Genomic DNA, 26,767 nt, shown 5'->3' with positions numbered 1-26,767 from the left:
ACAAAGTGAGAAAATATAACTAACTTTCCGACTTTCCTCAAAATGCTAGCGGCGAACGCCGTTTGCTGGCCTTATAACCCAACTTCGGTATTACTTTGAATATTTTCAATGCGGCATCTCGCTCGAACATAAGTTCGCCCTAAATCAGGATCACTTGCGCAATTTTAGATTGCTCCAACTGGACGACGCTCCGATGAGCTTAATTGATAACGAAGAACCTTCTTCAGCATCCCCTAAACAGAATAAGTCTTTCGGATTGCTGAAGCGATACCAGCATTTTCTGTTTCCCATAGCGGGCATCGCCATTGCCCTGCTGGCAATCTATATTCTGGAAAATCTGCTCCAGAATACTTCACGCAAGGACACGCTCGAGGCGCTTCATGTAATTTCATGGACGACCATTGGGCTCGCCGTATTTTTCACGATGCTCAGCTATGCAGCCGTGGCGCTATATGACGTGGTTGCGGTGGACACCATTGCGCCCAACCAAATACCACGCCGTATCGCCGCGGTGGCCGGGGCTGCTGGCTATGCGATTTCAAATGCGATTGGCTTCTCGCTTCTGACTGGTGGTGCGCTTCGCTATCGGATTTATGCGGCTGAAGGCATCAGCCTTGCTGACATCGGCAAGATCGTCGGCACGTCCTGGTTTGCGATCTGGTTTGCGCTCATCATCATGGTGGGAGCAGCCCTTCTTATCGACCCACAGGATGTACCGTGGATTTCGACGATCGACTCTCGTCTGGATATCGTTGCAGGCATCATCATTTTGGGCGGCATCGGCTGGCTGATCTACTGGCTTTCCCATGGAGAGCGCACGCTGCGCCTTGGCTCGCTGAGCTTGCGCCTGCCTAACTCCAAGGGTGCGATTACACAGATTTTTGCAGGTCTTGTTGATGTCGGCGCTGCGGCAGCAACACTCTATGTGCTGATGCCACATGATGCAGTTCCAAGCTTTGCAGTCTTCGCGCTCGTCTATGTCATCGCCATTGTGCTCGGCATCGCAAGTCATGCGCCAGGCGGGCTTGGCGCTTTTGAAGCCACGATCATCGCTGGTCTCGGTATCGGCGGGCAACCCGACGCTATCGCAGCTCTCCTTGCTTATCGTGTGATCTATACGGTTATGCCGCTTGTGGTCGCCACAGCAGGCATCCTTGTATGGGAAATCATGCGGCGCAGGCAGATACTTGGACAGCAAGCCAAGTTTGCCAAGCGCCTCGTAGAACCTCTGATACCTGGACTTTCCGCCAGTATTATTTTCCTCGGCGGCATTATTCTGCTGGTTTCGGGCGCAACACCGGATATGCGTTACCGCGTCAAAATTCTCTCCGACGTGGTGCCGGAATTTTTCGTCGAAACATCGCATCTTGCAGCAAGCCTCGTGGGTGTCGCCCTGCTCATCGTCGCGCGCGGCCTGTTCAAGCGGCTGGAACGTGCGTGGATCGCGGCCCTCTTCCTTTTGCTTTTCGGCGCGGTTTTCTCGCTTTCAAAAGGCTTGGACTGGGAAGAAGCAACCATCCTCTGCCTCTTTGCCTTTGCGCTCTGGGGCTTTCGCGACTCCTTCTACCGTCGTCCGATCTCAGGCCCGTTTGAACTGAGCTGGAGCTGGATTACATCCGTTGGCACCACGGTTATTGTTTCCACATGGCTTGGCTTCTTCGTCTATCGACATGTTGAATATTCCAATGACCTCTGGTGGGATTTTGCATGGAATGACAATGCGCCGCGCTTCCTGCGTGCGACCGTTTTGGTCTTCGCGGTCGTCGCAGCAGTTGGTCTTCATTCAATGATCAACCGGCACAGCCAGCGCAAGCGCAAACGCGATTATTCTATTCCAGAGGCAGTTCCTGCACTTGTGGCCGCCTGCCCGCACACAGATGCGGCACTTGCGATGCTTGGCGACAAGCAATTCTTGCTCGCACCCGATAACAACGCGTTCATTATGTATGCGCAATCCGGTGGTAGCCTGATCGCCTTGGGTGAACCTATCGGAGACATAAAAGCTGCCAGAGAACTTGCGTGGTCGTTCCACGGCCTTGCCGACAAAATGGCATTGCGCACGGTGTTTTATGGTGTTGGCCCTGACAGCCTGCCGCTGTTTCTTGATATGGGATTGGTCGCGCTGAAGCTCGGCGAAGTTGCTCGCGTCGATCTCACTGATTTCTCGCTTGAAGGTCCTCGCCGTCAGCCATTCCGCTATGCTGACCGCAAAGTCGACAAGGATGGACTGACATTTGAAGTCATCGATGTGAAAGATGTGCCGCCCCTCGTCCCTCGCCTGCGTGAAATATCCGACGCATGGCTCGACCATAAGTCCGGCAGCGAAAAAGGCTTTTCACTCGGCTATTTCGATGACGATTACATGGAGCGCTTCGATGTTGCCGTGATGAAAAAAGACGGCGAGATTGTTGCCTTCGCAAACTTGTGGCGTGGGGCCGACAAATACGAAATCACAGTGGACCTCATGCGTTATATGCCCGACGTGCACAAGCTTCTGATGGACGCGCTTTTTGCCAAGTTGCTTATGTACAGTAAGGATCAGGGCTATAAATGGTTCAATCTGGGCGCGGCACCGCTCTCTGGCTTGAACCGCAGCAGACTTGCTTCGCGCTGGAACCGTTTTGGTTCATTTATCTATCGACGCGGTGCCGATCTCTATCACTTCGACGGCCTCAAGGCCTTCAAAGAGAAGTTCGACCCGATCTGGACCCCCCATTACATGGTTTGTCCCGGTGGCCTGGAAACACCCCGTGCTCTTATCGATGCCACAACGCTGATCAATGGTAGCCCTCTGGAGTTCATGCGCAAATGAAGAAGCGACGCATTCTTTTAACTGTTCTTGGGTTGGCGCTGATTGGAGGTGCAGGTGCCTATGCAGCACTGCATCCCGGCAAGATTGCACGCCAATGGGCACAGTTCTTCAACGCGGATGAGCCTGTCATTCATGCGAGCGCCGAGCGGCTTTCAAACATTCCGGTCTATATGCCGAAAGGCGATCCGGTTGGTCTTGCCATCCTGTTGAGTGATGAAAACGACGTTGGAGACAAAGAGCGCATCTATATGGATGCGATGCTGGCGCGAAACATAATCGTTTTGCCCGTCGAGCTTGGTCCGTGGCGGGCAGCGCTCGATAAGGAAGATGGTGAGTGCAACTATCTCGACTCCGACTTTGAAGCGATTGCCAAAGAAGCCCTCCGCGGACTTGATCTTGGCGTTTATTTCCATCCCGTCGTAACCGGCATCGGTCAGGGTGCAACGATTGCCTATGCAGCAGCGTCAGATTCACCTGATGCGACCATCGCAGGTGCTATTGTTCTTGACCCTACACCTGCGAAAACGCGCCTGCCCTCCTGCACCGAAGCGGCTGAAGCCACCAAAGCGCCTGATGGCGGCTTCACTTACGGCTATGATGCCAACATGCCAGCTCCGACGCTTGTGATCGGGCCGACAGGCTCGCCGGTGAATAATCCGGTCGATGCACGTCAGAAGAAGATTGCCGTGTTGCAATCGGGGTCGGACTTCCCGGTACGCATGAAGATGGCGGTCGATAACGTTGTCGCTATGGCCGATCAAGATGCCAAGAACGAAGCGTTGCCAATTGTCGATCTTCCTGCCAAGGGCGGCAAGAGCGACATGGTTGCGGTGTTCTATTCGGGCGATGGCGGTTGGCGCGATCTCGACAAATCAATTGGCGAGTGGCTGCAAGCCAATGGCGTTCATGTCATCGGCGTCGACTCTCTGCGCTATTTCTGGTCCGAGCGCACGCCTGAAGAAATTGCTCGGGACACAACGGCGATGATCGAGAAGGCCGACCCGACCGGCAAATTGCCAGTTGCCGTTCTTGGCTATTCATTCGGAGCTGATACATTCCCATTTGCGTGGAAATATCTTGATCCAGCCTTGCAGGACCGCACGAAGATGGTAGGGCTTCTCGGCGTTGAAACCACCACAACATTCCAGGTTTCTATTGAAGGCTGGCTTGGTATGGATGGCGATAAGGACGTCGTACCAGCTATCACCACCATCCCGCTTGATCGCGTTGTCTGCGTCTATGGCGAAGAAGAAGATGATACCGCCTGCACAGCAACAGAGCTTAAAGGTGCTGACCTTATGAAGCTGTCGGGAGGGCATCATTTCGATGAAAACTATGAACCGATTGCAGCGGCTTTGCTTGATAAGATGCGCACTCGCGCAGGTCTGCCACCACGCCCTGCAAGCTGAAACAAAATGGCACCGACAATATTGTCGGTGCCATTTTTACTCATATTTTCAAAGCCTTTCGGCCGCCTAATTTCCAGCGCACAAGATCAATCAGTAAAAACGCGGTCAAGCTCAGACCAATCATCGGTAAAGCCCAACCAATCACAACCGCAATCAGTACGACAAAAAGCTTCTGCAACACTTTGAGATAGAGCCAGCTCTGGATCAGGGTTCGCGGCATAGAACCAGCAGGCGGACGCCGCTGCCACCAGATGCGATAGCCATAGATAGTCATGCCAATCAGCGCCAAGCCCAACAAAGCCATAACAATCTGATTGGCGACGCCGAACAGAACACCCATGTGAAGATCAATTCCCCAGCGAATGAGCTTGGCAATGATCGGGAATGTTTCAAAATCGGCCCTGCTGATGACCTTCATTTCACGCGGGTCGATAGCAAGCGTGTCAACCTGCGTAGGCCACGAGCGATCATATTCGCGGACCAGCCAAGCTTGATCAGCACTTCGCGGAATACGAATTTCCAGCATTGGCGACTGAAGACCGGATTGTCGCGACAGGAGATTTACAGCGTCAAGCTGGCTGACATAATCAATTGCCGATGCAGCAGCATTGTGGTCCTGATGACTATCATGATCACGGTGTTCGGCATGCGCGTCGGCAGCCACAGCGGGTTTATCAAGAGCGGTCGAAACAGACGGTGTTATCCACCCGACTGCCACACGAAAATCGTCAATCCGCCCACCTGCTAGTTGCGACCATGTCATGCCAGTCGCTGAAAGAAAAAACAGACCTACAGCGATCCAGATACCGATCTGACTGTGAAGGCGCCGTGTACGCAAATGCGCATTTGCTTTGGTCTTTGAACTGCGCCGGACATCCCGCTTCCACCACCAGAGCAGAACACCGCCGAGTGCTGCGACCCACAACCAGGAAGCGGCAAGTTCGCTATAATAGCGTCCAAAATCTCCGAGCATCAGATTGCGATGCAAATAGTCGATAGACGCACGCAGTGGCAATACGCCGCTCGTGCCGTAGACGACGAGATCTCCCGTAATTGCCAGCGATATTGGATCGACAAAAATTGCTCGACTTTCAGATTCCCCTAAACCCGGCTCGCTGAACATAACACGCGTGTTCCAGCCAGGACCTGTCGATGGTCGAATAGCAAACAGCCTCGGATCGTCACCGATAAAATCGCGGGCGGCCTTAACCTGATCGGCCAATGGCTGCACAGTGCCTAATGACGATGTGCGCAATTGATCACGATAGATCATGTCTTCGAGTTGCGGCGTCAGTACATAAAGTGTGCCTGTGATCGCCGCGATCACAATGAATGGCCCAACGAATAGACCCACATAAAAGTGCAGTCTGGTGATGAAGGCCTTTAAACCCGAACGGGCAACGCGCGTTGCCTCAGTAGCACCGTTCTTTGATTGAGCTTTTGGAAGTGTCGCATCGGTCATGTCTGCACCTCATTTCGTGCAGCATCTGCGAATAGATAAAAAGAACACATTGGCATCTCCAGTCTGTGTGAAACAGCCGGACGATATGCAACTGCGCTTCTCTAAGTGTTTGTTTTAAAGCACATCTAATCCGAAAACCACTTCACGCTTTTCGGGATGCGCGCTTGAGCATATCTTTCAAAAGTGGGCCCCGGTTTTGGGGTAAAGACATGCATAAAAACAAACAGCTAGAGCATTTTCTACAATTTATCTTAAACAGGAAATGCTCTAGAACGCGCAAGCTGCATAACGCCGGAATTGATCCATGCGTCAGCTGAAAAGTGCAGGTGGTCCTCTGGGGAGATAGGTTTCGGCCAGAAAATTTGGCGGACCGTGAACCACGAGCTGCACGACATGATAACGGGCAACAAATACTGCTTGGTAGGCAAACGACAGTGTTAGAGCTGCGAGGCCAGCACCAACAGCACACGCGGCCTGACAAAGTATCGAACAACACGAACGCGCGAGGTCCTTGAACGGAGCTTCATCGCCATTGGTTTGACCTTCATGGATCGAGCAAATGACTGAAGTTTGGCCATTCGACCACGCAACCATCGAGGCTTGCGCGTAAGATGTTATGATCCCCTGAAACAGAATGACGAGCGCAATTGATACCGCCCAAAGGGCGGCTTCAAATTTGTTGCCGACTATTCTAGTTTTGAGGCTCATAATCGCTCATCTCATTCCTTGATGAGATTGTCACTGCGACAAATGCGAGAAGTAAATGGCAACGGCGTTCAAATTTGGGAACAGGTGCTCATATCGATTCATGGTGATCGCATAGCTAGCATGGCCCGCCAGTGTCTGCACCGCTTTTGGAGAAAGGCCAGCCTCGATCCAGGTCGAAATGGCGAAGTGACGAATTGCGTGCCAGCCGATATCTTCAACCTTTGCACTTTTGATCATCGACTTCCAATCTCGTTTCATGAAACTGGTGTGACGCACAAAGCCACCCTTGCCGTCGGTGAAAACAAAAACGTCAGGCTCGCTGTACTTCGTTTCACCCTTCCAAGATTTCAACTGTTGGATCATCGCCTTGCCGATTGGAACAGTGCGACGCCCTGCAGATGACTTTGTCGTGTCAAACTCACCATATGCATCCACACGCGTTTCGACCGAGACACAGCCTTTTTCAGATCCAAGTGCATCCATCGCAGTGCACATTGCTCATACGCTCGCAGGCCTGATGAAGCTGCAAACTTGGTTCGAAGCGCTAATTTCTCGTCAGACTTTTTCAGGATTATTGCCCGAGCCGCCTTCATCGGTGGCGTGACCCTTTCTCCGGCCTCATCTCGCTTGCTAATTACGCCCTTAGCTACATTTATGCCGATCTTATCCGTCTCGACGCCATACTTCAAAATGTGGCTCAGAGTTCCGAGAACCCGCCGCGTAGTAACAACGCCGGCCGATGCGTCGCGCATTTCATTCCTGAGTTTGATCACTTCCGCGGTCATTAATTCAGACAGCGTTTTATTTCCGATACCTTTCGTGAACCCGACAGTGCTTTCTTCTTTCGGATCAATCCAATTATCGATGTGCTGCTTCGTACTGCGCAGATACGCCTGAACAACGCTTTCACAACCTTTGTTGCGCTTCTCCATCTCTTCATAATAATCACGATAGATGCCAGCAACATTCGTCTTTTGAGCTGCTTCCTTGTAGGTCCCCGCCCCTGTCTCAGTCATAAGATCAGCAAGACGAGCTTCAGCTTCGCGTTTCTTTGCGTATTGTTTGCGGTGACGTTTCCCGTGCCTGTCAGTAAAATTCAACTGCCAAGCTTCATGTTTTCCGCTCGTATTTTCCCCCGAGCATTTCTTAATTTTTGCCAAGAATGATCTCCTGATATTCTAGGCACACTATATTCTGGCACACAGAGAAACAAATCATCGCCGACTTTGCGATCTGAATAATCAATTCCGTCCGCATCAGAACGACATTAGATATCCACACACTATCCACAGTGCTTCCCCAACCTTTTCACAAAATACAAAGGACAATTGACAGCATATAGGATTAAGAACAAAATAGGAACACTGGTGACAAAAACGAACTTTACCGGGCACGTTTGGCGGCGTGCCTTCGCTTAGTATGGAGTCCGCCATGAATGCGACTGTGGAAAGCTACGACGACGAAATCGAGATGGTTCTCGCCTATCACAAAGGCGATATACGCGCTGCCATGGAAGCGCTGCTGAAAGACCGAGATTTTCTTATCAAAGAAATTGAGTACGCCAGTCTCGCAATGTCGCTCGGATTTTCGCGTGGCTGGAAACCGACGGTGTTTGCGAAATGACACGCTCACGTGGTGAAGCAAGCTCCACCGTCGTGAATATGACGTAGCTCGTAATAGCTTGTTGATCCACCGTCTGAGGTTACAGTTGACGGGATGCCGGGATCGAAGGTGTCAGGCACACTTGCCCCATCGAACGTCGAAGCTATTTTCCCGTTCTCGCTGCGCCCACCATGCACGTGTAGCTGCCTCTCGTGCCTCCTTGTTGCGAGCGCAGAGGTCTGCAAATGTTGGTTTGTCCAGCTCTTCGTGGTCAATCCTTGCGTCTGGCACCATTATACACCCTCCGGAGGTTCTGGAGGGAACATCCAATGGCTCGGGACTGGTGGAACCATCCCATCGAAACGGATGCCAAACCAATTTTTTATTCCAACAGTGGCGCCGTTCCCACCACGTTTATGTTTAAACGCACAGTTAGTAATTCTGCCCATATCAGTCCAAAGGTCGACCCTCGTACCATCAAGAGGCGCGGTATCCATGGTTTTCCAAGTGCTCATACTTTTTCCCTCACCTTACGCTTTGGCTCTTCAAACTTCTCGGTAACAGGCCAGTCGTTCAGCAATCTGCGCAAGGATAACAGCTTGTCACGAACAAGCGGACGGAATCGGCGCGCTGCAAAAGGCGGTTTTTCGTAACCGAACTGCGGACAGGTGCCGCGTTCAACGCCCTTGAGCCCAACGCCAATATAACAGCCGTGAATGGAATGTTCGAAAGGGCCGATCCAAGCGATCTCGTAAATCTCACCTTCCTTGATCTCGATGAACTGCTCAAAGCCAACGACCGAATCGATGCAGACCACTTGCTGGTCCACGTGGAATTGGTTCATGGATTCTCCCCGAGCATTTCTAGCGCTTTGAGATAGCGAGCACGCCTGTCAGCATCATCTTTTGAAGCGCGAAGATTATCGCGCAGGTCCGCGATCTTCACCGGCCTAGCAATCGGATTGGAACACGCCCGTTTGACATAAACGAAGTAGTCCTCGTCATCCCGACGGGTTATTGCATTCAAGGCCAGCACGATGTCGTCGTCAAAGCCGAACGAATAGATGTCGTTCATAGACGTGTCTGTGTCCTCAATCAAATCATGCATCACACCTACGATCTGCGTTTCGGTCGTGGTCTGAGCCAGCATCACCCGGATGGGATGAAAAATATAAGGCTCGCCGTTCTTGTCCAGCTGCCCCATGTGAGCGGCGGATGCCACGGCAATTGCTGTTTCAATGTTGCTCACTGTTTTCTCCTGCTAGCCACGCATTCTTTTCTAGCCATCGGCACTCTATCGCCACGCCATGTTGCTCTGCACGATCAATGCCTCGCTCCGTGCCGCCGCTGATACCACGGTCAGTGTAAACAACGCATTTCGTTGCCGCTTGATACCAGGCAAGACCGGCCTTAATGCCTAACGACCGCTCATCTGGCCTCATATTGTCCAGAACTTGAGTGTGCAGAAGGTGGCTGACAATCGGCGCTTCGCCACGACGCAAGCTGTCTAAAAGGCCAACACGAGCATATGCGGTGTTGGCTTCTACATCGCCGCTGTAAGGGGTTTCGATGATGACGAGTGGTTGCTCATTGTCGTTACACCTTTCCTGCAAAATGGTATACCCGTCCATCCTTCAACAGCCGCGTAAGGCTTTGTCTTCTGCTTCTTCAAGCATATTCTCTCCTCGTGTTTTGGTGAAACCTCGCTGGGTAGGCGGCGCGATATACTTGTGTTGATGTGCATCCCTATATTAAACTGGCAACTACGCAGGAGGCCAAGATGCAAATATTAGATGCCAAATACGTTGGGACAATAGCATCGATCACCGTGCAGTTTTCAGGTCGGGAAGTCGTCGTGGAGTACGGTCATTTCGCGCCATCCTCGGATAATGGGCGTATGAACTCACCGTTTGCTGACAACAAAGATTTGGCTATCAAAGAAATTCTGGCACAGACAAATCAGCTGGAGACTGAAATTGGCTCTGCTGTTGACCATTATTTAGCTTCCAAAGGCGGATAAGAATTACGCCGCTGCCCTTTGACTTGCCACATTATCATTCGCAGCCTGATATTTGGTATTCACACCATCCGTCATGGCAACGCGCATCCGGCTAATCTCCCCATATATCGCGTGATACGTGATCGCCTGCATTGGACGACCCGATAGGAAGCCCGAACCGAAACCTAAAGAACAGAGACAGGTCAACATCGACCACGACGCGTGGCTCATTGCGATACCAAGCAAGCAGAAAGTAAGCGACCGCCACCGATGCATCCTCGTCGTGATTGCCCGGTAAAATGCGTAACACCGTCGCCACAGGAAGCTATCAGGGCCGCACTAAAGCGTTTGCTGCCGTCCGAAATAATTTCATCGCAGATATTCATCGCGGTATTACAGTTCCAGACGAACTCAGACGAGCTGTTCCACATATACCAAAAGCCGGTGCCGAACTGAAATTCTCCGAGAGAGTGCACGACGATGCGCCCCTCCTCCAGCAATTGTTGTAGACGAGTTGGGAAAGCCATGAAGCCTCCGAATAATAATAACTGTGGGCTAGCTTTACTGAAGGATACAGATGGTTAACCACACCGTTTTACTGAGCTTTAAGCTAAATACGCTATTAATAGACAATGAGAAAACGATCCCGCTCACCAATCGCTGAAACCGCAATCAGAAGCGCCATCCTTGCCGCACCAATGGTGCTGGTAATGCTTGCTGTCTATTCAGCGTACGGCTCTGATAGCCGCATGACTGTCGCGATTGACCAGACAATTACCGGATCAATTAGCAAGCCTCAATACTGATACGACATCAAAGCGCTGCTTTATCTCGGCACCTCGATCAGCTGGAAAGTTGTGGTCGGCCGCAGACCTTTCGTCATTTGAAAGCTGTCCTTCACAAGCCGCGCATTCATTTCAGGCTGCTTGAACCGGGCCGTTGTGCCAGCTGCAATAGACGAGGCAATCGGCTGATCGACTTTGACGGTTATCGTGGTACTGACAGCTGTTGCGCCACCATCATAAGCGACCTGCAAGAACTGCAGATAATCACCGCTCTTCAGCGAGAACATATCACCGTCCATCAATCGTAGCCTGGGGACAACACCTGTTAGCTGAACAGTGTATCCGCCCGTCACGGTCCCGCGCGAGGCGGTGCCGGTGATGTGCGTGTTATTCGGGTCACCCCAATAAGCGCGCGGGATGCAAATATGCTTCGGACGATAAACAATCGTCTCCATCCTGCCCTTTGCTGCGGCAATGAATGCTTGAAGCTGAACAGCCTCGCTGGCCTTCATCGTCAGTGCTTCCATATCAACGGCTCGATACGGATCAACGAACTCGACCGTCGATATAACCCGGCCGCCGAATTTCGTCTGACTGATCGGATAATTAAGCAGCAGATAAGATTGCACGAAGACCGATCTGTTAAAGCGTTGCCTCGCCAATGATGTAATATTTGACGACCGATTGGATTGAGCAGTTCAACACCAATCCCAGAATAACCGGGCTCAGATGCACCAGAATTGCCGCAGTTATTGTACACGCTGTTCGATTTGGTCTTATTGAACGCTGTTGCTGTGGCCTCGTACAAGAAGTAATACCGAATAATCAGTCCGATTGAAAAGACCAGGCGGGCCGAAATTAATTCGCGAGGAGCCTATGGAAACGTTGCCAGTTGTAAATCACCTTGCATCAGTGGTACAAACCTCGCTTGCTCCAGTGTTTCTGCTAGCGGGCACGGCCGGGTTCGTGAGTATTTACACTACCCGTCTGGGACGCGTTTCGGATCGACTGAACGAGCTGGCGGACACAGCGACGCAAAATCGCCTGTTTTCCCTTCAGAGAACTTATCTTCAGCGAAGAATCCTTGCGCTGGAGCTTGCAGTAATACTTGGTGTCATAGCTGGCATCTGCACGTGCGGTGCGATACTTAACCTCCTTGCAAGCGCTCTCGCCGTTTCGCTTCGTCAAGAGAACCTCTACTGGCTTTTTGGAGGCGCACTCCTGTCGCTGGTGGGATCACTCGTCGCTTTCCTGTTTGAGGTGCTAATCGCCGGACGTAATATGTTGCGGCAGATACGGATTGATCGACAATCGGACAAACTAGATTGATCGAAACTATCCAAACTACCTAACAAAGAGAATTAACGTTCCGTTTGAGGTGTGGTGGCGGAGGATTGCACACCGAAGCCATTTCGCTTTCGCATCGATCATCGTACTAAACCCCGCCTTGAAGCCTGTTTGCTGTCCCGAGCAAAGCGCATCGGTCCTGATTTATCGTACTGCCGAAGTCCCTGACTAACGCAATCGCTGACAACGGCGCGGATGTAGTCGTCACCGCTTGCACTTGATACGTTGATTTGTGGCGCGGGTTTCTGCGCAGCATTGAGCAGTTACTGCTCGGTACGCGCCCCTTCAGTATCAAAGCCGTAATCATCGATTAGCGGGTTGATCTGACGAAGCGCCTCAGTCTCGGCGACCAGTGCCGCTGTGCGATCATTTGCGTCCTGAACTGTCGTGTCGAATTTTTCAGCCGGTGTATTTTTTCTTTCTTCGGGTTCTTGCCTTCGGCAGTTCGAGATTCCCGTGCTGCAACATTCGCGCATGCGATGGCATCAATTTGCTTTTCGGTAAGAGCAATGTCGTTTTTAGTTGCTGCGTCACGAACTTTCTTGCGCTCCATTTCGAGCCTGTGTTCTTCTTTATTGAGGGCAGCCAGACGCATCTGATCACGCCCATACTCATTCGCAGCTTCGCGCTGCGATGTATGGATCTTTGGCCGAACGGGTTGAGCGGTCTTCTATAACGGATCTGGCACCTGTAACCGCAGCAAGATCAGCTGCAGCACTGCGAGCGGCAATAAACACCATTGTCAGGCGATCGAGGATCGTGCCGATTGCGTCAGCAACTTCCTGAAAGTTGTAGTCAGCGTTCGCCATAGCGAACAAGGATTGCTTGGCGTCTTCGGCCAAACAGTTCCTTCTTTTACGCCATCACGCAGACGAGCACGCTCATCGTACTGCTCCGGAGTAATGAGGCTCATTGACGAAACTTGCACAAACCAGGCCAGCATGTTGACTGCGGCTTCCGTGGCAGCTTCCATTTCTTTTGTTCCGGCCTCAACTTCTTTACTCAGTGAGTTCTGGGTATACGCATCGTTCTGTCTGCCGATCTGTTCGACAGCGTTGCCGGAAGACTTCGCAGCCTCTTCCATCTTCTTAAGCCGCTCGGCAACAGTTGAATTGTAGAGAATAGCGATGAAACAACCGCGCCACCGATGACCATGCCTACAGGGCCAGCGGCTGCACCAAGCCCACCGAAAGCTTTGACCAATCCGCCCATTGTGCTTGCAGCAGCTAGAGCTTGTCTGAACTGGCCGAGTGCTACACCAGCAGTTCCGAGCGTGCGGATCACGCTGAGTAAAGAACGGCCAACCAACGCGCCAGGAACGACCGCAGCGAGCTGCAAAGCGCCGTCTGCGACCTTGTCGAAGTTGTCAGCAAACATCACAAGAGCTTCGGAAATTTTCGCCGATACGCCAGCTGCGCTATCAGCATTACCGACGTACTGAAGCAGCGCATTATTCAGAAGTGTAAAGTCCTGAAAGCCGGTGAGCGATGACTGAAAAAACAAGGAGGGAACCAACATGCACCATGAAAACGACAATGAAGCCGATCTTCTGATGGATGTCGAGCCTACTGCTAAGTATCTAGGTGTTACGTGGCGCCAAGCTACTACAAAATTATGCCAAGCTTCAAACTTGGCGGCACGATCGCCGCTCGCAGGTCTAGCCTCAAAAAATGGATGGAAAACTTAGAATCAGAGCACGCCGCGTAACCTATGTGCCATGTGCCGTCGATTCCCCGCGCATTTCTGAAAATGCATATTTTTCTGGGAAACTCTTGAGCATTCGCGGAACATGACTGAAACAGCCACACCAAACCCAAAAATTGATATCGTTGAAGGATTTTGGTGAGCGCGCAGGGATTCGAACCCTGGACCTACTGATTAAAAGTCAGTTGCTCTACCGGCTGAGCTACGCGCTCCCTTGAGGAACAAATCGTCCCTGGAAGTGCGGCGGAACATAAGGGCGGCTTTCGCATTGGTCAACACCATAAAATCAAGTTTCTCCAACATAAATTCAAAAAAAAGCTCCAATTGATAGAAACTTCGAGCCCACGGGGCTTGTCGATGAAATAGCCACGCTTGAATTCGGCTTTTTGGCAGAGAATTTGATCTGTTGCCTTCCAAAAATGTAGAATCGCTCAGCTCAATAGCGGTTACAAAGAACCAAAAATGATTCCAGAAATCGATTCCGGTTGTTGAATTGATACTATAGGCTCTTCCGGGTAACTCATTCCAACGTTTCGGTTTTTCATGTCATTTGTCGCCAATGCCTTTTTTCGTTTCAGACATTCCCTTTCCGGCATCGGGCTGGCCCTGGGTACTCTGCTGTTCGCAGCAGCTCTCACCCCGAGCCTCGTTCCACGAACATACGTGATGCAAGGCATCTTGTGCGGCGTGGCATTTGGTTCAGGATATGGTTTTGGCGTTTTTTGGCGTTGGATTTGGCATTACCTCGAAATGCCGGAGCCTTACGACCGTTTGCGCAGCCGCGTTAATCTGATCGTCGGACTAATTTGTCTGGCGGTCGCGATAGTAGCGCTTTATCTGTCAGCCGGTTGGCAGAACTCCGTGCGATCCGCAATGAGCATGGAGCCCGTTCCAAGCGCCTACCCCGCAAGCGTTTGCGGATTGGCTATCGTTACGTTTTTGTTCCTGCTGCTTTTGACGCGCGCCCTTATCTGGCTTGGGCGCTACATTTCGGCAAAGATACACCGGTTTGTCCCTAGAAGAGTGGCCAATGTCGTTGGCATCACACTGACCGTTATCCTTATCTGGACAATTGCGAACGGCCTTCTGATCCAGTCAACCTTTGAAGTTCTTGACCGATCATTTCGCGAGTATGATGCACTAATCGAACCGGATCGTCCGCAACCTGTCGCAGCCGATAAGACCGGAAGCGCTGCGTCTCTTCTCAAATGGGATGAGCTGGGACGCGCCGGCCGTGAATTTATAGCGTCAGGACCGACAGCAGGAGAAATTTCGTCGTTAACAGGACGTCAGACGGTTGATCCTATCCGCGTTTATGCCGGATTGAATGTTGCCGATGAACCAAAACAGCGTGCCGAACGCGCCCTAGAAGAACTGAAGCGGCAAAATGGATTTGATCGCTCGATCCTTGTCATCATCACACCGACAGGCACGGGATGGGTCGACCCGGCAGCAATGAACGGCCTCGAATTTCTTTATGATGGCAATGTTGCCAGCATCGCTATGCAATATTCCTATCTCAACAGTCCGCTGTCGTTGCTCTTCCAGCCCGAATATGGTGCTGAAGCCTCGCGTGCACTGTTCACAACCGTTTATAACTACTGGAAAACCCTGCCGAAAGACCATCGTCCACGACTGTATCTCTATGGTCTCAGTCTGGGTGCAATGAACTCCGAGAAGTCGATTTCACTGTTTGAAATGCTGGAAGATCCAATCAACGGAGCATTATGGAGTGGTCCGCCCTTCCCGAGCCGCGACTGGAAACGGATCACACGCGACAGGAATGAAGGCACACCTGAATGGTTGCCTGTTTTCCGGGATGGCGCTTTCGCTCGTTTCATGAACCAGAATGGAGAGGCTCCCGGCAACGGGACACGATGGGGACCACTTCGTATCGTCTATTTGCAATATGCGAGCGATGCGGTGGTCTTCTTTGACAGTCATGCGTTTTATCGCCAGCCAGACTGGATGAATGCTCCTCGCGGACACGATGTTTCACCGCAACTGCGATGGTATCCGGTGGTTACGATGTTACAATTAGCGTTGGATATGGCTTTCGCGACGACGACTCCTATGGGTTATGGCCACGTTTATGCGCCAGAACACTATGTGGATGCTTGGATTGAAGTCGCAGACATCGATGGCTGGAGCGAAGATCAGATCAACCACCTCAAGCAGTATCTGCATCATAAGATGACCGGCGAGGACGTTGAAGGATACGACCAGCGCGGCGGCTAGAGCACGTTCGAATTACTCGCCAAACAAAAACAGCCGCCCTTTTGAGGCGGCTGTGTTTTAAGAAGCTTAGTTTATCAACGGTATGGCGAATAGCACTGCTGACGCGGGCCGTTGTACGGCTGGAACGTATTGTCCGAAGCGCGGTAGGACTTATACCGGTTATAGCACCACTGAACGTGGTTGTTGCTATAGCGATAAACCGGCTGAGGTGCTGGCTGTGCAATCGCACCGCCGATGATTGCACCAGCACCGAAGGCTGCCAGCGGATACCACCAGCCGTCATTATGACGACGATAGCCATTACGATAGTGGTTATAGCCGCGATGACCGTTCCAATAACCTGGACGCGGGCGATGGTTGCCATTCCAGCCCGGACGACCTGGACGGTGGCCATTCCAGCCTGGACGACCCGGACGATGACCATTCCAATTGCCGTGACCACGACGATCCCAACGATCATTCCGAACCGGAACGACGTTATCGCTGCCAGCGACCTGTGCAGTGAGCAAGACCGGAGCAGCGGAAACTGGTGCCATCGCACCGATCATAAAAGTTGCGCCGATTAAGCCAACCATCATTTTCTTCAAGGTGGTAATCATCTTGTTCTCCAGTTCAACTGCACACATCATGATTGATGTTAGATGAACGTGTGCTGAATGATAGTTAAGAATATATAGCACGCTATATGTCTGACAAGAGATGCGCCAAAGCTCAGCTCAAACATAATTAACGCAAAACTAGCTTGGTGCCGATCCAACGAGATGATAGTTAGAGGTAAAGGTGATTTCATTCGCAATTGCTGCGATTATCGGCTAGTTTTGCAACATTCTAACTGGAGTTGTATCGGCTTGTGTACGTTGAGGGTGTCGTGTCAACCGAATTGGAATCGGCTAGCAATTTTTTCCCTGACTTGATGTCGAAAGATGCCAATCCTTTTCTGGCTGCGGTAGAGCATACGCCTACCCCAATGCTCATCACCGATCCGCGCTTGTCGGATAACCCTATCGTTTATGCGAACAAGGCCTTCCTGCAACTGACAGGATATTCGATAGAAGAAATCATCGGAAAGAATTGCAGGTTTCTACAGGGTCCAGATACATATCATGAGCATGTAACGGTAATCCGGACCGCTTTGGCGGCGGGAACATCGATTGATATCGACATATTGAACTACAAAAAGTCTGGTGAAACCTTCTGGAACAGACTGCATATCTCACCAGTTAAGGGTCCTGATGACACGCTTCAGCATTTTGTTTCAACTCAGCTTGACGTCACGCTAGAACTCAAACGTCTTGTCGAACTTCAACAAGAACGAGACTCGCTTTCCGATGAGACCAAGCGACATCAGAAGCATCTCGACTACATCGTAAATGTTGCCAATATCGGCTATTGGACTAGCGATTTGACCACCGGCAAGGTCACCGGTTCAGCCGAGTGTCGTCGGATTTTTGGCTTCGACGAGAACGAACATATCCATTTTGATCAGATCATGGATATGGTGGTGCTGGAAGACAGAATGGCTGTTCAACAACAAACTGAAGAGGCTGTAGCGACTGGCAAGCCTTACTGCATGGAATATCGAATCGTTAACAGAGCGGGTGAAACTATATGGGTGGAAACGCGTGCAAAAGCGCTGCTCGGTGAACAACCGACATTGCTTGGTGTCATGTTGGACGTCACTGAACGTAAACAAACCGAAGCAGACAAAGCCCTCGTAACCCGCGAGATTTCACACCGTTTCAAGAATTCGATGGCGATGGTGCAATCCATTGCCAATCAAACATTGCGCAATGCCAGCAATTCCGAGCAGGCAAGCCAACTCTTCAATGAGCGCTTACATGCGCTCGCACAAGCGCACGATATGTTGCTCCAAGAGGATTGGGGCGGCGCGACCATTCGGCAAATATCCGATATGGCGTTGGCTCCATTCAACAAAACATTCGGCAACCGTATCCGCATGAGTGGTCCTTCATTGTTCGTGAGTGACCGCGTGACCGTGTCGCTTTCGCTGGGCCTCTATGAACTTGCGACCAATGCCGTCAAATATGGCGCTCTATCTAACGAACATGGTGGCGTTGATTTCAGCTGGAACATCGTCGATGATCAGGGCCAAAAGAAATTCCAGATGCGCTGGGTGGAAACCGACGGCCCGTCAATCACCCGACCATCCCGCCGCGGTTTTGGCCAGCGTCTGTTGCGGCTGGTGTTGGCCAAAGAACTGAAAGCACAATGCGACATTGATTTCGCACCATCAGGTCTGACAATTAATGTTCTGGCGCCGATCACCCCCGATGTGTTTCCTGGGTTCGATCACAAGATGAAATCAGGTCAATTGATCACCTGAGTTTGCTTGACGCCAATGCATAGAGGCATTTTGACATCTGGCAGTGGCGCAAAAAAAGCGTCATATGCTGCGATCATGAACGATAGCTCTTCCCCCTTTTTCACGGCTCACACGCACAAGCCACTGTCCTCTACGCGCCATGTTGCGACTGGTGAAGCGCATTTCCTGCCAACATCCGCCGACGCTCCGGCAGTCGAATGGCTGACCGCTGATGGCTTGACGGATTATGAAACGGCGCTCGCCTTCATGGAAGCGCGTGTTCAGGCCATTCGTGAAGGCACAGCGAATGAACTTGTCTGGCTCGTCGAGCATCCATCGCTTTATACAGCGGGTACAAGCTCCCACACTGAAGATCTGCTAACGCCGGATCGTTTCCCGGTCTTTAACACCGGGCGAGGCGGCGAATATACCTATCATGGCCCTGGCCAGCGGGTGGCTTACATCATGCTCGATCTTAAACGACGCCGTGAAGATGTGCGCGCATTTGTAACCGCGCTCGAACAATGGATCGTCGAGACGCTTGCACAATTCAACGTCAAGGGTGAGCGACGTGCAGATCGCGTTGGTGTGTGGGTTGTACGCCCTGAAAAGCCGCCGCTTGCCAATGGAGGCATGTGCGAAGACAAGATCGCAGCCATCGGCATTCGCTTGCGTCGCTGGGTCAGTTTCCACGGTATCGCAATCAACGTCGAGCCGGAACTCGAACATTTCGGCGGCATTGTCCCATGCGGCATCGCCGAATATGGCGTTACCAGCCTGGTGGATCTGGGGCTGCCGGTGGTGATGGGCGACGTGGATGTCGCGCTCGGCAAGGCCTTCGAAAGCGTTTTCGGCCCTCGCCAGACAAAGTAAGATCAGACCGACTTTACGCGCCGCTCACGCATGAAGACATAGAAGCCTGACCCGACAATGATTGCGATGCCGAACCATTTTGACGGCGTCGGAAAATCACCAAAAACAATCAGTCCGACCAGAACAGCGTTGACGATTTCCAGATATTGGAATGGCGCGAGCATCGATGCAGGCGCAAGCTTGAACGCCTGCACGACCAGCAGATGGCTGACCGTGCCAATCGTGCCCAGCAAAAGCAACAATAGCCATGGTTGCAGGCTGGACGGCAGCAAGAACGTCAGATCCGCGACGCCGACGGCCGTGCCTAGTACCATGGCCAGACCTGCAAGAAATGCACCGCCAATGCCTGCATAGAATTGCATGACGACAGGGCTTTCCTTAGCGCCATATTTGCGGTTCAGAATAAGATAGATTGCGAAGGTGACAGCGGTCGCCAATGGCAGTAGCGATACGGCCCCAAAAATCTCAAAACTCGGCTGAATAACGATCATTGTACCGATCAACCCGATGCCGACCGCACTGAAGCGGCGCCAGCCAACTTTTTCTTTCAAGAAAACGGCAGAAAGCAGCGTTAGGATAAGTGGTTCGGCGAAAAACACCGCCATAGCATCCGCCAGGGGCATATATTTGACGGCGGTGAAAAAGCACGTTCCGCCAAACCCCATCAGTGCACCGCGAACCAGATTGCCGGTAAGGTACGTCGTGCGCAACGCGGCGAAGCCGCCCATGACGATCAACACCAAAAACATCATCACAGACTGGATGAAAAACCGCATAAAGGTGACTGTTGCGGGCGGCATATTATCCATCATGGCAAGCCATTTGCCGATGGCATCCATAAGCGGCAGCAACAACACCGAGAGCACCATGATTGCCATGCCCTTCACATGCGCTTCTACGCCAACCGCTGCCCTGCCCTGCATTTCACCACTCGCAATTTTCTCGCCACCCTTGCGCTTACGCGAATGGACTCTTCGTTTCCATCTTAATCAGCCCCGGAAAAGCGTGCGGTTTGACTTTCGCCACGTTTCTGGTGCAAATCCTGTTGCGGATGAATAAAACCCTTTGATAAAGCCCGGCAAAAGCAGAACGTAAGGCGAACTTTAGTCGCCTTTCGTAATTTCCCGTGGCATCATCTATGTGATTCGCAGACACACTATTTTCGGCTTAAGCGTGTATGACGCGGCCATCGTAGATTCAGACAGAAAGCTTTTCGGACAAAGATGGACGATAACGATCTCTTTTCCAGAGTAGTCAACAATGCCCGCGAACGGGTGCAGGAGCGACAGTCTGAAAAGGCTCCCGCTCCGCGACCTGTTGCGCAGCCGGCAGCGACGCCGTTGCCATCTGCCCCAAAGCCCGCGTCTGTTGCCACCAAGGCACCACCTGCTTCGTCGGGAAGTGACGACTATAATGCGTCGTCCATTCGCGTTCTTGAAGGGTTGGAGCCTGTCCGTTTGCGCCCCGGCATGTATATCGGCGGCACGGACGAAAAGGCTCTGCATCATCTTTTCGCTGAAGTCATCGACAACTCAATGGACGAAGCGGTTGCAGGCCACGCCAACTTCATTGAAGTCAGCCTCGATGCTGAAGGCTTCATAACCGTCAGCGACAATGGTCGCGGTATTCCGGTGGATGAACACCCACAGGTGCCGGGAAAATCCACGCTTGAAGTGATCATGACCAAGCTGCATGCCGGCGGTAAGTTTGACGGCAAAGCTTATGAAACATCCGGTGGTCTGCACGGCGTCGGTGTGTCCGTCGTCAATGCGCTTTCCGACGTTTTGGAAGTGGAAGTCGCGCGCAATCGCCGTCTTTATCGCCAACGCTTTTCACGCGGTATTCCGCAGGGTGGTCTGGAAGACGCCGGCGAGGTACACAACCGTCGTGGCACGCGCGTCCGCTTCCATCCAGACCCGGATATTTTTGGCAAAAGCGCGCATTTCGACCCGCACCGGCTTTATCGCATGGCGCGTTCGAAAGCCTATCTGTTTGGTGGTGTGGAAATCCGCTGGAGCTGCGACCCAGCTCTCCTGGACCCGAAAAAAGAAACTCCCGAAAAGGCTGTGTTTCACTTCCCAGGTGGCCTGAAAGATTATCTTTCTGCATCGCTCGGCAAGGAACATCAGGTTACCCGTGAGATTTTTGCGGGCCGCACAGAAAAACAGGGTGGGCATGGCGCAGTTGAATGGGCGGTGTCGTGGTATGGCGGGGACGGCTTCGTCAACTCCTATTGTAATACGATCCCGACCGGCGATGGCGGCACGCACGAAGCGGGCCTGCGTATCGCTTTGACGCGTGGCCTGAAAGCCTATGCAGAACTGACCAACAACAAGCGTGCTTCGATCATCACGACCGATGACGTGATGATTTCGGCAGCTGCTATGATGTCGGTTTTCATCCGCGAACCTGAATTTGTCGGCCAGACCAAAGACAAGCTTGCGACCGTTGAAGCACAGCGTATCGTGGAAAATGTCATTCGCGATCCGTTTGACCACTGGCTTACAGCTTCGCCGCAGGAAGCTTCACGTTTGCTCGAGTGGGTTGTCGACCGCGCTGAGGAACGTCTGCGTCGCCGTCAGGAAAAGGAAACTGTCCGCAAAAGTGCTACGCGTAAGCTGCGCCTTCCTGGCAAGCTTGCTGATTGCACGCAGAATGCTGCCGCAGGCGCAGAACTGTTCATCGTCGAGGGTGACTCGGCTGGTGGCTCGGCCAAGCAGGCGCGCAATCGCTCCAATCAGGCGATCCTGCCTCTGCGCGGTAAAATTCTGAACGTAGCGAGTGCAGGCCGCGAAAAACTCACCGCAAACCAGCAGATTGCCGATCTTGTACAGGCGTTGGGTAGTGGTACGCGCAAGAATTATCGCGAAGATGACCTTCGTTATGACCGCGTCATCGTCATGACCGATGCTGACGTGGATGGCGCGCATATCGCATCGCTTCTGATTACTTTCTTCTATCAGGAGATGCCGGACCTCATTCGTAACGGTCATCTCTATCTCGCCGTACCGCCGCTTTATCGTCTTAGCCAGGGCGGTAAAGTCGCCTATGCACGCGATGATGCGCACAAGGACGAATTGCTTCGTACGCTGTTCACAGGACGTGGCAAGATTGAAATCGGCCGCTTCAAAGGCCTAGGTGAAATGCGCGCGGAGCAGCTCAAAGAAACGACCATGGATCCCAAGAAGCGTACGCTTTTGCGAGTACATGTCGATGAAGACTATATCGATGAAACCCGCAACACGGTCGACGATCTGATGGGCACCAAGCCGGAAGCCCGCTTTCGCTTCATTCAGGATCGTGCTGCCTTCGTGGAAGAACTCGACATCTGATGAGTGCATTCGAATAAGAATGCGTGAATATCAAAACGGCAACTCGTCAAACCGGGTTGCCGTTTTTTATGAATACTCAGCTTTTCACGTCGATACCGAGCCTGCTCTCAATCTCTTCGGTTGATTCTTTAACAAAGAAAGTCAGATCGGTGCTCAGCGTTACGATGCGGGTTCCTGTCCCATATGCGTTATAGGAAAGAACGTGATTGAAATTCACAGCAACTCTTTCACCGCTGACATCAGTAAGCATGATCCACATAAGCCCCTCCTCCTGAAAATTGATTCCTTACAAGAGGATAGGCGCATATGTGCAAATGACAATGGAGCTTTAAGGAGGAGCTTTTCCGGGAGTTTTATAAGCTCGCCTTCATGCGAACCTTTTCGACCCGACGACCAAAGCTCTCAGACCACTCTTCTTCCTCTCGGTAAATAGCGAAGCCGGCTTTTCTATAAAGCCCGATTGCCGGAAGATTATCAGCGTGCGTTCCAATTTCGGCTTCAGCAAACCCATCAAGCAGAATCTGCGCCAACAGTGCATTAAGCAATAAGCCGCCCAACCCCTGACCGTGATAGGCGGGATCAATCCAAAGATCGGAGACGTAATTGCAATTCGGTACGCGCGCGCCCCAGCCGCAAATCTCACCTTGTCGCTCAATCACAAGAACGCCATCGGCATTCGCGTTCAGATCGCGCAGAAATTTCGCTTTAAGCACGGACCGACTTTCATCCGTCAATTCAATGGAGCGAGCTGCGGTTTGCCACGCACGGACGGCCAACTGAGCCATGAAAACAAATTCGCCGGGCGTCTTGGCCCGGCGAATGAGAGGTTCAGATTTTACCACCATTTCTTAGGGATAAAGCGTCCAGCTGCCTGTTCAATAGCGCCAGCGGCCTGAAACAGCGTTTCTTCCTCGAATGGACGTCCGATAAGCTGTAAACCAAGCGGCAGCCCCTGATCGTTAAGACCGGCTGGAACCGAAATACCCGGCAGACCCGCCATATTGAGCGTGATCGTGAAAATGTCGTTGAGGTACATTTTGACCGGATCGTTCGCCAGTTCCTTGTCACCGATGCTGAATGCAGCGGAAGGCGTGACGGGCGTCAGGATTGCATGGACACCGCTCGCGAAGACGTTTTCAAAGTCCTTCTTGATCAGCGTACGTACCTTCTGCGCGCGCAGATAATAGGCATCGTAATAACCAGCTGATAGAACATAGGTGCCGGTCAGAATACGGCGCTTCACTTCCTTACCAAAGCCTGCAGCACGGCTCTGCTCATACAGGTCGGCAATGTCTTTGCCCGGCACACGCAGACCATAACGCACGCCATCATAACGCGCGAGATTGGACGAGGCTTCCGCTGGGGCAACGATATAATAGGCAGCAAGCGCGTATTTGGTATGGGGCAGCGAAATATCGACGATTTCTGCACCAGCATCCTTGAGATACTGAACGCCCTTTTGCCAGAGCGCCTCGATCTCTTCCGGCATGCCTTCAGCACGGTATTCTTTTGGAATGCCGATCTTCATGCCCTTGAGGGACTTGCCAATGGCTGCTTCATAATCAGGCACCGGCAGATCAACCGAAGTTGTGTCCTTAAGATCGAGCGAGGCCATGGATTTCAACAGGATCGCAGCATCGCGAACATCGCGGGCTATCGGACCAGCCTGATCGAGCGACGACGCATAGGCAACGACCCCCCAGCGCGACACGCGGCCATAGGTCGGCTTGATACCAACTGTACCCGTGAATGCTGCAGGCTGACGAATTGAACCGCCCGTGTCGGTTGCAGTGGCGCCAGCGCAAAGCTGCGCGGCAACGGCTGCGGCTGAACCACCAGACGAACCACCCGGCACCAGATTGACATCTGAACCGTTTGCGCGCCACGGATTCTTTACGGCACCATAATAGGAATTTTCATTCGACGAGCCCATGGCGAACTCATCCATATTGAGCTTACCAAGCATGACTGCACCGTCTGCCCAAAGATTGGCCGTGACGGTTGATTCATATTCAGGCTTAAAGCTATCGAGAATATGCGAGCAGGCCTGAGTATGGATGCCCTTGGTCGCAAACAGATCTTTCACACCGAGTGGAATGCCTTCAAGAGCGCCAGCTCTGCCTTCAGCAATGCGCGCATCCGAAGCTTTTGCCATTTCCCGCGCCTTTTCAGGCGTCGCGGCAACATAGGCATTGATCGCCTCATTGGCGGAATCGATCGCCGCAATATAGGCTTCCGTCAGTTCGGTCGCGGTAATCGCCTTGGCCTTCAGCTTGTCGCGCGCTTCGGCAATGGTCAGTGCGGTCAGTTCGCTCATCGTCAAATCCTGTCAGTGCGCCTCAACGAGACGCTTTTCAAAAAAGGCGCTGTATTCGGAGTCCGGATAATCCAGAACCACGCCGCAGCGCGCAAAACCTGAATTCTCATAAAGCCGCCAGGCACCATCAAAGCCGGGACCAGTGCCCGTTTCAAGGACCAGACGCGAAACACCTTTGGCTCTTGCCAGCTCAACAATCGCATCGACAAGTAACGAGCCAACGCGTTTTCCGCGGACTTCCGGTCGGGTGAACATGCGCTTCAATTCGCCCACACCGTCGTCGTGCATTTTTAATGCACCGCAACCGACAGCCTTACCGTCTTCATCGCGAGCCAAGAAAACCGTTGTCGCAGGCTCAGCCATCTGCTCAACCGTCATCTTGAACTGGAATTCGAGCGGCGAGAGCGGCAACATATGTGCGTTCAAGGCTTCAACCAGATCGCGCACATCATCCTGCAACGGGGTCTCGATGGAAACCCGAATGGCCATGACTTACTCCACGACCTTTGGAACGACGAAGAAATTATCTTCCGTGACCGGTGCATTCGCAACGACGGCACTGGCAATATTGCCATCCGTAACAGCATCTTCACGCAAACGCATCTTCATCGGCGAGACCGATGTCATCGGCTCAACGCCATCAATATCGACTTCGTTCAACTGCTCGACAAAGCCCAGAATTGCATTGAGCTCACCGGTCATGCGTTCAGCTTCATCTTCGCTGACAGCGATGCGCGCGAGATGCGCTACACGCTTGACGGTGGAAATATCGACGGACATCCTGTTCTCCGCAAATGCTTGATTAGGGCAGCACGAAGCTGCCCCGAAAAGGTTCTTTTACCGGCTATAACGGTGCAGGTGGGGAAGCGCAACATTTCTTGCGCTTCCATACGCAGTTAGAGTGCATCCCGAAAAGTGCGAAGCGGTTTTCGGACAAAATGCGCGTTATAGCAAATCGCCAGAGCGCCTGTCTGATTGCATCAGATGGAAAGGCGCTCTAAAAACTGTGAACAGTACCGGGTCCGGCGACCAGAACCTTCGTTTCCTTATGATCGGCCATCGCCGCAACGAACTTGTCGGCGGTCTTTTCAATGAATGGGAATGATCCGTAATGGCACGGCATTACGGTCCTGAAGTTGAAATAACGCTGGCAGGCAAGGGCTGCAACAGCACCACCCATGGTGAAGCGATCACCAACCGGCACGATGCCGATTTCTGGTTGATGCAGTTCGTTGATCAGCGCCATGTCGGAAAATATATCCGTATCACCCATATGATAAAGTGTCGGAGCATTTTCGAAATGGAAAACCAGACCGTTCGGATTGCCCATCGATTGTGTGATGCCGTCTTCTGTCATTAGCGCTGAAGAATGCAACGCGTTAACAAATGTCACGCTAAAGCCGTCGAGAACAATCGTCCCGCCCGTATTGCCCATGCTGAAATTTTCAAGGCCTTGGCGACCGAGCCAACCAGTAATTTCTGGGTTCGCGATGACCGTTGCGCCATGCTCTTTGGCGATTTCGACAGTGTCGCCGATATGGTCGCCATGACCGTGGGTCAGTGTAATATGCGTGACACCCTGCGTTGCTTCTTTAAAATCGATGCCTTTGGCGCCAGGGTTTCCATTGATGAATGGATCGATCAGAATGACCGCTTTGTCCGTTTCAACACGATAAGCAGCGTGGCCCAACCAGGTGATTTTCATTGCAGTACTCCTTGCGGCTCGATTTTCAGTTTTAAAACAGATATTACGACGGTCAGCTTCGGTTAAAATGCAAAGCCGCAGCTGTTTTATCTCTTTGTTTTTCGCATTATCCAACGCAAAATCGCTACACACTTTTGCGGGAAATGCTCACC

At 52.1% G+C, this 26,767-nt stretch carries 30 protein-coding genes and 1 tRNA gene; 10 read left to right on the top strand and 21 right to left on the bottom strand.

Annotated features, from left to right (window positions below):
- Window positions 1-193 precede the first annotated feature (193 nt).
- Both mprF and CES85_RS00785 read left to right on the top strand, forming a co-directional pair.
- Window positions 194-2,812 carry a bifunctional lysylphosphatidylglycerol flippase/synthetase MprF gene (gene mprF, locus CES85_RS00790; protein WP_095444186.1) on the top strand — a complete coding sequence of 873 codons (2,619 nt, stop codon included), beginning with the start codon at window positions 194-196 and terminating at the stop codon, window positions 2,810-2,812.
- The gene (locus tag CES85_RS00785) at window positions 2,809-4,221 is read left to right on the top strand and encodes a virulence factor family protein (RefSeq protein WP_208636272.1); all 1,413 of its coding nucleotides are present in this window, start codon (window positions 2,809-2,811) and stop codon (window positions 4,219-4,221) included. Before mprF ends, CES85_RS00785 begins: the two co-directional genes overlap by 4 nt.
- A 40-nt stretch (window positions 4,222-4,261) precedes the next feature.
- Here CES85_RS00785 and CES85_RS00780 read toward each other — a convergent pair whose 3' ends face one another.
- The 4 genes from CES85_RS00780 to CES85_RS27025 form a co-directional block, all read right to left on the bottom strand.
- Complete coding sequence (locus CES85_RS00780; protein ID WP_095444185.1) at window positions 4,262-5,683, bottom strand: PepSY-associated TM helix domain-containing protein; 1,422 nt, start codon at window positions 5,681-5,683, stop codon at window positions 4,262-4,264.
- Between the two features lie 309 nt (window positions 5,684-5,992).
- Window positions 5,993-6,391: a hypothetical protein gene (locus CES85_RS00775; RefSeq protein ID WP_095444184.1), complete on the bottom strand. Its 399-nt coding sequence runs from the start codon at window positions 6,389-6,391 to the stop codon at window positions 5,993-5,995.
- A gap of 30 nt (window positions 6,392-6,421) precedes the next feature.
- A complete protein-coding gene (locus CES85_RS00770; RefSeq protein WP_244923193.1) occupies window positions 6,422-6,742 on the bottom strand; it encodes a tyrosine-type recombinase/integrase in 321 nt (106 codons plus the stop codon).
- Window positions 6,743-6,750: 8 nt separating this feature from the next.
- Complete coding sequence (locus CES85_RS27025) at window positions 6,751-7,551, bottom strand: hypothetical protein (RefSeq protein ID WP_157743381.1); 801 nt, start codon at window positions 7,549-7,551, stop codon at window positions 6,751-6,753.
- A 271-nt stretch (window positions 7,552-7,822) separates the two neighbouring features.
- On the opposite strand from CES85_RS27025, the gene CES85_RS00765 reads away from it, so the two are divergent.
- Window positions 7,823-8,014: a hypothetical protein gene (locus CES85_RS00765; RefSeq protein WP_095444182.1), complete on the top strand. Its 192-nt coding sequence runs from the start codon at window positions 7,823-7,825 to the stop codon at window positions 8,012-8,014.
- Window positions 8,015-8,504: 490 nt separating this feature from the next.
- Here CES85_RS00765 and CES85_RS00755 read toward each other — a convergent pair whose 3' ends face one another.
- Genes CES85_RS00755 through CES85_RS00745 form a run of 3 tightly spaced genes read right to left on the bottom strand, consistent with a single transcriptional unit; the run spans window position 8,505 to window position 9,623 of the window.
- On the bottom strand, window positions 8,505-8,837 hold the full coding sequence (locus CES85_RS00755; RefSeq protein ID WP_095444180.1) for a hypothetical protein: 333 nt from the start codon (window positions 8,835-8,837) through the stop codon (window positions 8,505-8,507).
- Window positions 8,834-9,241, bottom strand: coding sequence for a GTP pyrophosphokinase (locus CES85_RS00750; protein WP_095444179.1), 408 nt, complete (start codon window positions 9,239-9,241; stop codon window positions 8,834-8,836). Before CES85_RS00750 ends, CES85_RS00755 begins: the two co-directional genes overlap by 4 nt.
- The gene (locus CES85_RS00745) at window positions 9,228-9,623 is read right to left on the bottom strand and encodes a DUF7768 domain-containing protein (protein ID WP_095444178.1); all 396 of its coding nucleotides are present in this window, start codon (window positions 9,621-9,623) and stop codon (window positions 9,228-9,230) included. The genes CES85_RS00750 and CES85_RS00745 overlap by 14 nt, the downstream gene beginning before the upstream one ends.
- Before the next feature lie 149 nt (window positions 9,624-9,772).
- Here CES85_RS00745 and CES85_RS00740 point away from each other — a divergent pair, with 149 nt between their 5' ends.
- A complete protein-coding gene (locus tag CES85_RS00740) occupies window positions 9,773-10,012 on the top strand; it encodes a hypothetical protein (protein WP_095444177.1) in 240 nt (79 codons plus the stop codon).
- Window positions 10,013-10,218: 206 nt separating this feature from the next.
- Here the strand turns inward: CES85_RS00740 and CES85_RS27020 are convergent, their stop codons facing one another.
- Window positions 10,219-10,518: a hypothetical protein gene (locus CES85_RS27020; RefSeq protein ID WP_157743380.1), complete on the bottom strand. Its 300-nt coding sequence runs from the start codon at window positions 10,516-10,518 to the stop codon at window positions 10,219-10,221.
- A 105-nt stretch (window positions 10,519-10,623) separates the two neighbouring features.
- Here CES85_RS27020 and CES85_RS27015 point away from each other — a divergent pair, with 105 nt between their 5' ends.
- Window positions 10,624-10,797 carry a hypothetical protein gene (locus CES85_RS27015; RefSeq protein WP_157743379.1) on the top strand — a complete coding sequence of 58 codons (174 nt, stop codon included), beginning with the start codon at window positions 10,624-10,626 and terminating at the stop codon, window positions 10,795-10,797.
- A 20-nt stretch (window positions 10,798-10,817) separates the two neighbouring features.
- Here the strand turns inward: CES85_RS27015 and CES85_RS27370 are convergent, their stop codons facing one another.
- Window positions 10,818-11,405 (bottom strand): hypothetical protein, encoded by a 588-nt coding sequence (locus tag CES85_RS27370; protein ID WP_095444176.1) that lies wholly within the window; start codon window positions 11,403-11,405, stop codon window positions 10,818-10,820.
- 247 nt (window positions 11,406-11,652) lie between these two features.
- Here CES85_RS27370 and CES85_RS00725 point away from each other — a divergent pair, with 247 nt between their 5' ends.
- On the top strand, window positions 11,653-12,105 hold the full coding sequence (locus CES85_RS00725) for a DUF2721 domain-containing protein (protein WP_095444175.1): 453 nt from the start codon (window positions 11,653-11,655) through the stop codon (window positions 12,103-12,105).
- 328 nt (window positions 12,106-12,433) lie between these two features.
- Here CES85_RS00725 and CES85_RS27005 read toward each other — a convergent pair whose 3' ends face one another.
- From CES85_RS27005 to CES85_RS00700, 4 genes are all read right to left on the bottom strand, one after another.
- Window positions 12,434-12,718, bottom strand: coding sequence for a hypothetical protein (locus tag CES85_RS27005; RefSeq protein ID WP_157743378.1), 285 nt, complete (start codon window positions 12,716-12,718; stop codon window positions 12,434-12,436).
- A 16-nt stretch (window positions 12,719-12,734) separates the two neighbouring features.
- Entirely contained in the window at window positions 12,735-12,965 is a 231-nt protein-coding gene (locus tag CES85_RS00715) for a hypothetical protein (protein ID WP_095444173.1), read from the bottom strand.
- Window positions 12,966-13,125: 160 nt separating this feature from the next.
- Window positions 13,126-13,626 (bottom strand): hypothetical protein, encoded by a 501-nt coding sequence (locus CES85_RS00710; protein ID WP_157743377.1) that lies wholly within the window; start codon window positions 13,624-13,626, stop codon window positions 13,126-13,128.
- Between the two features lie 337 nt (window positions 13,627-13,963).
- Window positions 13,964-14,039, bottom strand: a tRNA-Lys gene (locus CES85_RS00700).
- Window positions 14,040-14,370: 331 nt separating this feature from the next.
- On the opposite strand from CES85_RS00700, the gene CES85_RS00695 reads away from it, so the two are divergent.
- On the top strand, window positions 14,371-16,065 hold the full coding sequence (locus CES85_RS00695) for an alpha/beta hydrolase (protein WP_095444171.1): 1,695 nt from the start codon (window positions 14,371-14,373) through the stop codon (window positions 16,063-16,065).
- Window positions 16,066-16,139: 74 nt separating this feature from the next.
- On the opposite strand, the gene CES85_RS00690 is transcribed toward CES85_RS00695, so the two are convergent.
- Complete coding sequence (locus CES85_RS00690; RefSeq protein WP_095444170.1) at window positions 16,140-16,664, bottom strand: BA14K family protein; 525 nt, start codon at window positions 16,662-16,664, stop codon at window positions 16,140-16,142.
- A 269-nt stretch (window positions 16,665-16,933) separates the two neighbouring features.
- On the opposite strand from CES85_RS00690, the gene CES85_RS00685 reads away from it, so the two are divergent.
- Window positions 16,934-18,409: a PAS domain S-box protein gene (locus CES85_RS00685; protein ID WP_434063351.1), complete on the top strand. Its 1,476-nt coding sequence runs from the start codon at window positions 16,934-16,936 to the stop codon at window positions 18,407-18,409.
- 75 nt (window positions 18,410-18,484) lie between these two features.
- Window positions 18,485-19,261, top strand: coding sequence for a lipoyl(octanoyl) transferase LipB (lipB, locus tag CES85_RS00680; protein ID WP_404902628.1), 777 nt, complete (start codon window positions 18,485-18,487; stop codon window positions 19,259-19,261).
- A gap of 2 nt (window positions 19,262-19,263) precedes the next feature.
- Here lipB and CES85_RS00675 read toward each other — a convergent pair whose 3' ends face one another.
- Window positions 19,264-20,184 carry a DMT family transporter gene (locus CES85_RS00675; protein ID WP_095444168.1) on the bottom strand — a complete coding sequence of 307 codons (921 nt, stop codon included), beginning with the start codon at window positions 20,182-20,184 and terminating at the stop codon, window positions 19,264-19,266.
- Between the two features lie 300 nt (window positions 20,185-20,484).
- On the opposite strand from CES85_RS00675, the gene parE reads away from it, so the two are divergent.
- A complete protein-coding gene (gene parE / locus CES85_RS00670; RefSeq protein WP_095444167.1) occupies window positions 20,485-22,593 on the top strand; it encodes a DNA topoisomerase IV subunit B in 2,109 nt (702 codons plus the stop codon).
- 76 nt (window positions 22,594-22,669) lie between these two features.
- On the opposite strand, the gene CES85_RS00665 is transcribed toward parE, so the two are convergent.
- From CES85_RS00665 to CES85_RS00640, 6 genes are all read right to left on the bottom strand, one after another.
- Window positions 22,670-22,852: a hypothetical protein gene (locus CES85_RS00665; protein WP_024900242.1), complete on the bottom strand. Its 183-nt coding sequence runs from the start codon at window positions 22,850-22,852 to the stop codon at window positions 22,670-22,672.
- Between the two features lie 94 nt (window positions 22,853-22,946).
- Window positions 22,947-23,378, bottom strand: a complete 432-nt coding sequence (locus CES85_RS00660; protein WP_244923191.1) for a GNAT family N-acetyltransferase — start codon at window positions 23,376-23,378, stop codon at window positions 22,947-22,949.
- Window positions 23,379-23,428: 50 nt separating this feature from the next.
- Window positions 23,429-24,910: an Asp-tRNA(Asn)/Glu-tRNA(Gln) amidotransferase subunit GatA gene (gene gatA / locus CES85_RS00655; RefSeq protein ID WP_095444165.1), complete on the bottom strand. Its 1,482-nt coding sequence runs from the start codon at window positions 24,908-24,910 to the stop codon at window positions 23,429-23,431.
- Window positions 24,911-24,922: 12 nt separating this feature from the next.
- Window positions 24,923-25,399 carry a GNAT family N-acetyltransferase gene (locus CES85_RS00650; RefSeq protein WP_095444164.1) on the bottom strand — a complete coding sequence of 159 codons (477 nt, stop codon included), beginning with the start codon at window positions 25,397-25,399 and terminating at the stop codon, window positions 24,923-24,925.
- Between the two features lie 3 nt (window positions 25,400-25,402).
- Complete coding sequence (gatC, locus tag CES85_RS00645; protein WP_095444163.1) at window positions 25,403-25,690, bottom strand: Asp-tRNA(Asn)/Glu-tRNA(Gln) amidotransferase subunit GatC; 288 nt, start codon at window positions 25,688-25,690, stop codon at window positions 25,403-25,405.
- A gap of 217 nt (window positions 25,691-25,907) precedes the next feature.
- Window positions 25,908-26,615, bottom strand: a complete 708-nt coding sequence (locus tag CES85_RS00640; RefSeq protein WP_095444162.1) for a metal-dependent hydrolase — start codon at window positions 26,613-26,615, stop codon at window positions 25,908-25,910.
- Window positions 26,616-26,767 lie beyond the last annotated feature (152 nt).

The organism is Ochrobactrum quorumnocens (assembly GCF_002278035.1).
In the GTDB taxonomy this organism is placed as follows: domain Bacteria; phylum Pseudomonadota; class Alphaproteobacteria; order Rhizobiales; family Rhizobiaceae; genus Brucella; species Brucella quorumnocens.
Note: the sequence above shows the minus strand (reverse complement) of the source record. Positions and strands in the feature narration are given on the sequence as shown.